The 9,774-nt window shown below is 36.1% G+C and carries 8 protein-coding genes; 2 read left to right on the top strand and 6 right to left on the bottom strand.

Annotation, left to right across the window (positions count from 1 at the left end):
- Positions 1 to 276 precede the first annotated feature (276 nt).
- From ACP6PL_RS11300 to ACP6PL_RS11285, 4 genes are all read right to left on the bottom strand, one after another.
- Complete coding sequence (locus ACP6PL_RS11300) at positions 277 to 1,746, bottom strand: carotenoid oxygenase family protein (protein WP_426545355.1); 1,470 nt, start codon at positions 1,744 to 1,746, stop codon at positions 277 to 279.
- A 372-nt stretch (positions 1,747 to 2,118) separates the two neighbouring features.
- The gene (locus ACP6PL_RS11295; RefSeq protein WP_426545354.1) at positions 2,119 to 3,276 is read right to left on the bottom strand and encodes an RNA-guided endonuclease InsQ/TnpB family protein; all 1,158 of its coding nucleotides are present in this window, start codon (positions 3,274 to 3,276) and stop codon (positions 2,119 to 2,121) included.
- Positions 3,197 to 3,772, bottom strand: a complete 576-nt coding sequence (locus ACP6PL_RS11290; RefSeq protein ID WP_426545353.1) for an IS607 family transposase — start codon at positions 3,770 to 3,772, stop codon at positions 3,197 to 3,199. Before ACP6PL_RS11290 ends, ACP6PL_RS11295 begins: the two co-directional genes overlap by 80 nt.
- 99 nt (positions 3,773 to 3,871) lie before the next feature.
- Positions 3,872 to 5,350, bottom strand: a complete 1,479-nt coding sequence (locus ACP6PL_RS11285; protein WP_426545352.1) for a folate/biopterin family MFS transporter — start codon at positions 5,348 to 5,350, stop codon at positions 3,872 to 3,874.
- A 441-nt stretch (positions 5,351 to 5,791) separates the two neighbouring features.
- On the opposite strand from ACP6PL_RS11285, the gene ACP6PL_RS11280 reads away from it, so the two are divergent.
- Positions 5,792 to 7,327, top strand: a complete 1,536-nt coding sequence (locus ACP6PL_RS11280) for a sensor histidine kinase (protein ID WP_426545351.1) — start codon at positions 5,792 to 5,794, stop codon at positions 7,325 to 7,327.
- Between the two features lie 257 nt (positions 7,328 to 7,584).
- The gene (locus ACP6PL_RS11275) at positions 7,585 to 8,166 is read left to right on the top strand and encodes a hypothetical protein (RefSeq protein ID WP_426545350.1); all 582 of its coding nucleotides are present in this window, start codon (positions 7,585 to 7,587) and stop codon (positions 8,164 to 8,166) included.
- A 30-nt stretch (positions 8,167 to 8,196) separates the two neighbouring features.
- Here ACP6PL_RS11275 and ACP6PL_RS11270 read toward each other — a convergent pair whose 3' ends face one another.
- Both ACP6PL_RS11270 and ACP6PL_RS11265 read right to left on the bottom strand, forming a co-directional pair.
- Positions 8,197 to 8,898, bottom strand: coding sequence for a sigma-70 family RNA polymerase sigma factor (locus ACP6PL_RS11270; RefSeq protein ID WP_426545349.1), 702 nt, complete (start codon positions 8,896 to 8,898; stop codon positions 8,197 to 8,199).
- Between the two features lie 282 nt (positions 8,899 to 9,180).
- Complete coding sequence (locus ACP6PL_RS11265; protein ID WP_426545356.1) at positions 9,181 to 9,624, bottom strand: T3SS (YopN, CesT) and YbjN peptide-binding chaperone 1; 444 nt, start codon at positions 9,622 to 9,624, stop codon at positions 9,181 to 9,183.
- Positions 9,625 to 9,774: the final 150 nt, after the last annotated feature.

Raw genomic sequence — 9,774 nt, 5'->3', positions numbered from 1 at the left:
GGTTCGTAGTAGGGCTTTAGCCCCACTCCTTGATTTCGGGCTGAAGCCCTACTACGAACTTTAATTATAATAACTATTTAACCGAATATAATATTATATCAAATCCGGTTAATTGCACATAGAATCTGGTCATAGGATATGTGTTGATAATTTTTTCAATTACTTTAATAGATATCTCGCTAAATTCCCCACTGGAGAGTGTTTACGGGTTTGTCTCCATCCCCCCATCTCTCCATCCCCCCATCTCCCTATCCCCCCATCTCTCCAAAACATCAATTATTCCCCAAAATAATTAGGCGTAAAACTCCCATGCAAACCATAAGGAATATGATGTTTTAAATGCAATCTTGCCACAGGTTTTTTATTTAAATCACGAGCATCCAAAATCACAACATCAGACCGATTTTCCGCTGCATCATACATCAACATTAATAACCAACCATCATCCTCATTCACCCCATTAGGAAAAGGAACAAACAAAGGCTCTCCAGCAAAACCTCGCGGTGCAAAACTAAAAATTTGACGTTCTCCTTTTTGCCAATCAATCTTTAATATTGCTTGTAAAGGAGCATTTCCACTAGGCTTATCTGCTACTCCAATAAATAAATATCGATAAGCTTCTCCCACATTACTCGGATTTAAAGTCGGAAACTCACAACAACGACTTTCAACTAATTCATGTTCTACATTATTCTCTGACAAATTAATCTTAAATCGCCATAACTGACCTTCTGGAATTGAATCAAAATCTACCTGCCGAAAATCATCACCCAGGTCAATTTGTGAGAAAGATTTATAACAAATAGAATCTACATAAATTTCCCCATCCTTTTCCCAAGCATTAGCATGATGAAATACAAAACAAGGTTTCGTTTCCAAAATTTTCATGGCTTTACTACCATCACGAGGAATTAAAATAATCTGTGTTGATTTATTAGGTGAAAACTTCAAACATTGACCTGCACCTCGCAATCCCAGAAAGAAAGGAAGAGGATTCAAAGTAACAGGATTTTGGAAAAAGATACAGTAATGTGGTGTAATTACCATATCGTGTAAAAAGGCAAAACCAGGAATCGAATGAGAGTAACGTTTGAGTAATTTTCCCTGACTATTAAATTCAAAAATAGTGATGGTACTCGATAAACCAGGTTTCACAGAAAAATTAACTAAAATATCTCCTTTTCCATCTTTTCCTTTCTCAATTCTGGGATGAGCAGAAAAAGCTTGACCAGGTTGTAAAATTCCATCTAAATCCTCAATTCCAATAGTTTCTAAATTATTTGGATTTAAACGATGAGGTTGCGCTCCTTCCCACAAAGCCAAAAGTTTATCGCCCCAATAAAGAATACCAGTATTGGCAATATTTTTATTGTTCAAATCGAAAATATTAGCTAACCAACCACCAGGTTTTTGAGTGCCAAAAACACCTCGATAGAGAATTTTTCCTGCTGCTTTTTCTGCGACATAACCTTGGGTTCTAACAAACCTATTTCGGAAGTGGGCACGACCGTTTTTAAAACTAATTGCACAAACCATTCCATCCCCGTCAAAAGGATGAGCAATAGATTGACCGTTAATATCTAATAAACCTGGTCCGTTGCGGAAAAAAGTACCGTTTAAATCTTCTGGTATTTCACCTTCTATATCATCAATCCAATAATCATATTCGTTGGGTTGAGATTCATATCCTCCTTTCCAATCTTCAAGAGTATAAGATGTAGGTTGTTCAATTTGTAAATTTGTCATAATTAAATCCTGATTTTTAAATTGTTTAAAGTATTACATGAAATACAAAGATAAGGCTACTTCTTGAGTAGGGGAGTGAGGGAGAAGTAAACAATAATTAATCACAAATCAAAAAAACAACACTTGATTTCTCTCTATTGCTCTATACGCAATAGTAGGTTTAAACCTTTTAACAGACTAACTTTAAAGTCATTGCCAATAGCCATTTTTCCCTAGAGCGATCGCTCCTACTATTCTCAAAAATCTATCTAGACAAAAAATAAATTAATTACAAATTAAAAACCAAAACTTTATTCCTCTCTATTGCGATATACGCAATAGTAGACTCAAACCGATACTATTTTATTAACAAACATTAACAATGCACAGTAATTAAATTACTGAGGGGGTATCTCCCAAAGTGAGAGAAGGATGTTCTACCACGCTTTTTATAAAAATGCCACGCGCTCCATTCAAGTCGCGGTTGAGTCGAAAGCCATCACTGCCAGCAACAACTTTTTTGCCACCTAAATTGTTCAGAATTTCACCAGTCCAACTAACTGTCTTGCTAGTGTAGGCTTCTGAAACATCTACAACGACTTTGTTATATTCAGCAGCTTTATGTTTCAAGAACACTTCAAACCTATAATGTGCCCAGTTCAACATTTGCCGAACTGATTTGCTTCTAATTTTTCTGCTTGACTTGGCGATCATCTGAGAAACTTCAAAAGTTGGAAGCAAAATTACATCAAAGTTTTGAACTAAGAATAAAGCTGTTTTGTGGTGCAACTCATCTATCAGGTTCCTAATTTTTGACCTCAGTCGATTAGCTGCTTTTTTCATACGCTGCTTGGTTTGAGACTTAGCTTTAGTTAACCTGGAAATCAAATCATCTAAATGATGACACAATCTTTGAATCCTTCCCATATCATTAGAGCCTATCCAACCAAAGCTATTTTCTGAAAATAAGGTCAGAAAGTTTCTTACACCAGGGTCTAAAGCTACAATTCGATGCTTATTCTCACTTTTGTGCTTAGGTGCATCAACTGGCAAACAGAGATAATGTTGACCTCGAACTGCGACTAATCTACAATCTCCAAAACCCTCTGGTAATGGTTCTGAAAACTTAATTTGACCTAGCTTAGTATGGTACACACCTTTAGCTGATACTGCTGACTTAGGTACATAGCAAGACTGCACTGGATTTTTACGAGACTTAAATTTTACTTGCTGAAATTGTCCAGTCTTAGAATATTTAGCTTTTGCTTCCCTGACTGCTATACAAGCATCGCGAACAGCGATAGATTTAATTTGATAAGGAACAGGTTTTGCCCATTCAGGGAGATTGCTTAAAATGTCTCCTTTAATTGCTCTCCAGTTAGCTTTGGTGTCAGGTTGCTGAAGATACTCAACAGTGCGGTTATAGGTGAATCTAGCAACGCCTATCCATTGTCTGAGTAGTTGTCTTTGTTCACAGCTTAGGTAAATCCGAATCTTCTTTGATTTTTTGTTTGTACTTTCTGAGGCCGTGGATTCTACAGGAGAATACATGAATGATTGAGAGAATGTCTGTAACCATTTCTGATTCTGGACAGTGTATAGTTTGGTCGAGTACCACGATTTCTCCACCGTTTTGTTCGACCAAATACTGTATAAGTTCAAATCCAAATCTCGTGAGTCTGTCCCTACAGGCAACAATAATTTGGAGCTTATCCCCTTGCAAGATTCTGTCCAGTATGGTTCTAAGACCTTTTCTTTTAAAGTTGAGTCCGCTTCCGATATCTTTAATGATTTCTGATTCTGGATATCGGTTTTGCATGAACTCAATTTGTCTTTTGAGGTCGTCTTTTTGTTTGGCTGATGATACTCTACAGTAGCAAATAGTGGCAGCTCTAGTTGCACCCATGATGTAGGATTTTGTATCGTACAATCTTTGCCCGGCTTCGTTTTTGATGATTTTGATTTTGCCTTCATCTCCATATTTCCGTAATGTATTCGGATGCAGTCCAAGTATTTCTACGGCCTTTCTAAGTGGAACATAACTCATATAGCTTTTATGAACATATATGAGTATATGTTAGCAAATTAAAAAAACAGTTTGTCAACCTTTTGAGACAGCAAAAATTTAACTTCTAACTTCTAACTTCTAACTTCTAACTTCTAACTTCTGACTTCTAACTTCTAACTTCTGACTTCTGACTTCAGCAGTAGGCATCATTTCTGGCAAATATTCTGGCATTAAATAATGTCCGCCAACTTTAGAACCTGCTGGTTCCGGTTCTAATAGTGGTAAAGAATTAATATTTTCTTCTTGCTCTGTTTCAGCATTAAATGAAGGCAACCAATTTAGTAAAGGTAATGGCAATAAAGTAGAGAGATTAGTGATAATTACCAACAACCACAAATTATCAAAATTTGTCTCTGTAACTTTTAACCAGTGCATTAATAAAGCACCACCTTCATGGGAAATCAATCCAGCTAAATTATAGATAGACATTAATAACGCAAATAAAGTTGCTTCTACTCCCGGCGGGCAAAGTCTAGCAGCCAAAACTAACACTGGCATAAAAGCAATTTCTCCCATCACAGTTAGCACTAAACTATCTCCTAGACTAAACCAATGGTCGTCTATACCTAATGTTCTATTAGTGTGAGTAACTAATAATAAAGTAGTCATTCCCAAAACTGTTGAAATAATTGCTGACCATCCGAAAATTTTCCGAAATGGAACAGATTTAAAAAAGTTTTGAAATAGCCAAACACCAAATAAACCAGCAATACTTGTTACTAACCGTAACCTACCTAAAAATTCTGGTTGAAATCCTAATTCATTTGTGGAGAAGAAAAAGAAAGCTGATTCAGAATTTGGGGTTGCTTGCCAAAGAAATAGAAAGGCAGTTGGTAGTAGAATATATTTTTTTGTAACTGCTTCTTTTACCTGTTTAATTTGCTGTTTTACATTATCAAAGTTAATCCCAATAGTAACTTTTTCTTCCTCAATTAATAAAGGTACAGCAGAAACAATTAAAGGAAAAGTAGCCGTGATTAAAAATACAGTTTGATTGCTGAAATGTTCCAGTAAATAGCCACTAAAATAAGCAGTTATTAACCCTCCTAATGCTGAGGCAGACCAGCATAAAGATTGTAGAGAACCTGTACTACTGACAGATTCTTTCTGCACTCTTTGTACAACCAAAGAGTCAACTATTACATCACTAATAGCTACTGATACAGAACTCAGAGCGATCGCTGCTGTAGCTGCTAGTGGAGTATTTACCCAGTTTGCCAATGCAACCCAAGAAAATGCCCCCAGTATTCCAGAAAAAATTATGTAAGGTCGTCGTCGATAGCCTAATACTGGAATTCCATCAGAAATGAAGCCAAAAACAGGTTTAATCATCCACGGTATGGCGACAATGCCTAACATTGCTGAAACTTCAGCCGGACTCATGGCCAACTCATCTTTGAGAAAGAAACTAACCGCAAGACGTCCCAACCCTAAAATTCCTTGGACAAAGTATACGAGTAGTATGGCTATCAGTTCTGGTGTTGGCTCATTCCCAAAAAAGACCCTTTGTTTCAGGGATTCTTTGACCTTAATTAAGCCTTGAGAAGATATGAACATAAGTGAAGGTTTATTAAGATTTTGTAAATAAAATTATCTTATCGTAAATACTACTTTTTTGCAGATTAATGGTTCATAGTAGTAGCGCGTCTAGATAAAAATTTAGGTAAAGACTATCCGATAATATTTATTTGATCAGCTTCTTAATAATTCTCTAACCGACAAAATGAAGCTAGATTTCCTATTAGGAATAATTTCATTCAAAAGTATAATAATATTTTGATAATCCTATGATTTTTGGGAATTTTTGTAATGTTTATAATGATAATTTGAGTCTACGAAGAATTTGCTAAAGTAACTACTAATCAACATTTATGAAAAACAGAGCAAGTTCAACAATTAATAATTAATAATTACCTCTTCTGTAATAGAAGGATTAGGCTAAAAGGATTTTTTTATTCTCTTGGTCGATAAGTCTAATTTATTTTAGTTTGAATAAATATGTTTCAAGCAACTCGTCGCCGTTTAGCAATTTGGTACACTACAGTCACAGCCATTTTATTACTAATATTTGCCACAGGATTTTATATCTATTTCCGCAGTACCCTAATCGAACGTATAGATGATACATTGCTTCATGTAGTAGAAATAGTAGAGCGATCGCTAGTCATTGAACCTACTTCGATATCTCCCAAAGAAAATAGTAAAAAACTAGGTGTCAACCTTCAAGCTAGCTTTCCAGATAATATCAATACTGTAGAAGATGACCACATTGATATTGAATGGTTTAGTCCAACAGGAGAACTACTTTGGTCAACCTTTTCTGAACCCCTAAATATTCCTATACATTCCAACCGTATTGGAGAAACAGTACGAATAACTCCCCACTCTGGAAAAATTGAAACATTACAACCAGTGAGTGATAATACCTTACTCCTACGACAAGTAACAGATAGAGTAGAAGTAGGTCGTCAAGTCTTAGGATATTTGCGAGTTAGTCATCCTTGGTTTGAAGTGACAAAACCAATTCGCCAATTAATACTAGACTTAAGTATCGGTATCTGTTTAGTCGTAATTTCTGTGGGGGGTATTGGTTGGTTACTTTCTGGGTTAGCAATACAACCAGTACGAGAATCTTATCAACATTTGAAAAAGTTTACTGCTGATGCTTCCCACGAACTCCGAAACCCTATAGCAATGATTCAAACAAATGTCCAAGTAGCTTTGGCAGACCCCAAGTTAGCATCATCTGAACATCAGCAACAACTACAAGTTATTGAAAGGTTGACTCGTCGTTTGGGGCGGTTAGTAGATGATTTACTATTTTTGGCACGTCAAGATAGTAGGATAGTTAAGTCAGAGTTTTCACCAGTACCTTTAGATGCTTTGTTGATGGAAGTAGTAGAAGAACAACAGGCGATCGCCACTGCCCAAGGTATAAATCTAGAATTAAAAATTTCCCTACCTGATTTTATTGCAGAAAATTCAACATCTAATCAGAGCCTTACATCTAACTATAAAAATTCCAAGAATCAAGAGAAATCTAAAATTATCAAATATCCTGTTTCTGAGGAAGATATTACACTTACAGGAGATTGGGAACAACTGGCCAGATTATTTACAAATTTGATTAGTAATGGTGTGCAGTATACTCCATCTGGTGGCCATCTAGTAGTAGAGTTGCAGCACCTTCCAAAAGCTAAAAAGCAAATTTTCAGAACTCAGAAAGGCGAATTAGGGGATACTTCTGAGAATAGTGGAGTAATTTTTAGAGGTTGTCAAAATCTTAAAAATGATTGTCTCAAGGTAACAATTAAGGATAATGGTATAGGTATTTCTAATGAAGACTTGTCTCGTTTATTCGATCGCTTTTATCGAGTAGACCCCGCTCGTTCCCATCGCGGTAAAGTTGGGTCAGGTTTAGGATTAGCGATCGCTCTAGCCATAGTCGAAAATCATCATGGTCAAATATCTATTGAAAGTTGTCCCCAAGTAGGTACTATGGCCACTGTTATTTTACCTTTACATCACAGTTAGGCCAACTTTATATAAATTATAAGTTATCAGTTATCAGTCGTCAGTAGTACGAACATCTTAACTCGCCAGTTAGATCCCAACTTCTGACTGCTTCAAAATTTCAAACTTATTCAGCAACACCTGAGCAGATTTGGTAAAGTTGAAATTTGTATTTTTACCAAGGAAAAAAAGGAAAAAAAATTAATTTATCTAATTAAATCTAACTTTCCCTAATTATCTAAGTTCAGCAGTTAGCCCCTAATTAAATATTTGAGGAGATGATGATTCAATTCCTTTCTAATTTTCTGAAAACAACTTCTATTATTAGTACCATTAGTAGCAGTTTAATGATAATTACAATTTCCCAAGCTGGAGGGCCACCACCTGGTACGAAACCTCCTGCTGCTAATCAGCAAGAGGATACTTCTAACCCATCTGGCAACAGAGAAAAACCTGTAGAGGCCGAACCTGAGACCACTGAACCGACTCGCCGTCAGCCTCCTAGTCAGCAGCCAGAGACTACTCAGCCCCCACCCCAATTTCCGGCACCTGCTGGTAGGGTTACCCCTGTTGAAGGTTTCATCACTCTAAGATTGATTAATCAAACTGGTGCTGTAATTGGATATCAGGTAATAGGTGGCCGACATCGGACTTTAGGAGAGACCTCAGTAATAGAATTATCTGAACTGCCAATTCCACTAACTTTAACCTACCAACGTTCTGATGGTGGATTACTTTTGGTACGTCCTCGAAGTATTTCTCCTAGATTATTAGAGGTTATATTTAATCCCACAGAAGATTTTGATGTAGATACAAAGTCACTGAATATTACTGGTAAAGGCGGGGTATTTTTGAACTAGGTCAAGTTATGAATTTGGCAGGTTAGCATCTTAACTATTCTTATTTTCTGGTTCTTTGGGAACTTTGAGAAACTGATTGATACCTGTACTAACTTGATCAATATCATCATTGAAATAGATGGCTTTAATATCTTCTGGCAAATTAGTATCTAGATTATGATATCCCTGTTGCAGTAAAGATTTTACTTCCTGATGTGAAATTTTTTCTCCCTCAGCTTGGAGATAAGCTGCTATTCTTGTTTCACTCCAGTGAAAAGTCTGAAACATTAACAGAATCAAGCGTAGTAGAGGCTCTAACTGATCTAATACTTGCCTGAGATAACACCATAAAGGTGGTGGGGCCATTTCTAAAGAATAACGAATTGACTCGACAGGGGGCATTTCTTCTTGGTTAATACTAATGGCCGTAACATTAATTAACCAATTCTGAAGAGTAGTATTTCCATTCTCTGGATCTGCTCCCTCTCGTAAATCTAAGCCACGCAATTCATAAAATATATGTTGCCAAGTTTGGGCAAATAGATAGTCTGCTTGAACTGGCGATCGCACAGAATGTTGGATTAAAGTTTGGACTATCATACCATAGCGACAGAAAATCGTGACGAAATATTTGCCTTGGTCTGGATAATTTTGAAATAGGGTCAATAGTTCTTGGTCACTGTGATGAAAGAGTGACTTAACCATCGGGTGATTAGATTCGGGAAATTTGTAGGTAGGCTCTGTTTTTAGCATAAAGTTTGAAAAATTAGATTAATGCTAATTAATTTAAAAAGCACTATTAATTCTAAAATATAAATTCCTTTAGCCAAATCAATATATAGTCGTTTCAAATACAAATGAGAAGGCTAAATCCCTGATTTGAAAGGATTATATCAAGGTTAAGTATCTCAATCTTAACTGGAATGACTTATAGCAGTCGCCATTACCAAGACAGACATTCTCGCTCCTCTCAAATTTAGTCCGTGGCACGAATTTAACTTTTGACTTCTGACTTTTAACTTATGACTCTTGACTTCAGCTTATTCGATCCATAGCTCTTTTTCCGCCCCACTGTTCAACAATTTTATCATCGTATTCATCAGAAATTTTTAAAACTGCTTTAACAGATGCTTCTAACTCTGGTTTATCACAAGTAGAACCAACTATTGTATGTTCAAATATAATATTATTATCTTTATCTATGCCAAAAGCGCCAAAGCGCATTTTACTATTTTCTCGTAATAAAAATTGCAGCAAATCAGGTGTCAAATTAACATTCGTCACAACAGATGAGCGAGTATTAATAATTGCCTCATCATCTCCCCAAGGAAAGACATAGACCTCAACCAAGGCAGAACCCATAAACAAATCAATACCAGGTAAGTCTTGTCTGGCGCAGGGAAATTTATCAAATAATTCTCTCATCCACAAACAAATTTTGTTGTAGCAAGTTTCTTGTACATTGGTCTCAAATTTCATCATTTTTCTCCTTCTATACCAGTTTAAGATCAAATCCGGTTGAATACTTATTATATGGTTGTGGGAAGTGGAGAGATGGAAAGATTTAATATTGGAGTATAGAACCCCTAAGAGATCTATATAATTATGCAAGTTAAGTCTATTCGTGCA

It is taken from the genome of Dapis purpurea BLCC-M126, assembly GCF_050015975.1.
Classification (GTDB): domain Bacteria; phylum Cyanobacteriota; class Cyanobacteriia; order Cyanobacteriales; family Microcoleaceae; genus Trichodesmium.
The sequence above is the reverse complement of the archived record's forward strand: the minus strand, read 5'-3'. Positions and strand labels throughout refer to the sequence as shown.

Coding starts and splice junctions, on each gene's coding strand:
- ACP6PL_RS11300 (WP_426545355.1), bottom strand. CDS start 1,746: ATGACAAATTTACAAATTGAACAACCTACATCTTATACTCTTGAAGAT.
- ACP6PL_RS11295 (WP_426545354.1), bottom strand. CDS start 3,276: ATGTATTCTCCTGTAGAATCCACGGCCTCAGAAAGTACAAACAAAAAA.
- ACP6PL_RS11290 (WP_426545353.1), bottom strand. CDS start 3,772: ATGAGTTATGTTCCACTTAGAAAGGCCGTAGAAATACTTGGACTGCAT.
- ACP6PL_RS11285 (WP_426545352.1), bottom strand. CDS start 5,350: ATGTTCATATCTTCTCAAGGCTTAATTAAGGTCAAAGAATCCCTGAAA.
- ACP6PL_RS11280 (WP_426545351.1), top strand. CDS start 5,792: ATGTTTCAAGCAACTCGTCGCCGTTTAGCAATTTGGTACACTACAGTC.
- ACP6PL_RS11275 (WP_426545350.1), top strand. CDS start 7,585: ATGATGATTCAATTCCTTTCTAATTTTCTGAAAACAACTTCTATTATT.
- ACP6PL_RS11270 (WP_426545349.1), bottom strand. CDS start 8,898: ATGCTAAAAACAGAGCCTACCTACAAATTTCCCGAATCTAATCACCCG.
- ACP6PL_RS11265 (WP_426545356.1), bottom strand. CDS start 9,624: ATGAAATTTGAGACCAATGTACAAGAAACTTGCTACAACAAAATTTGT.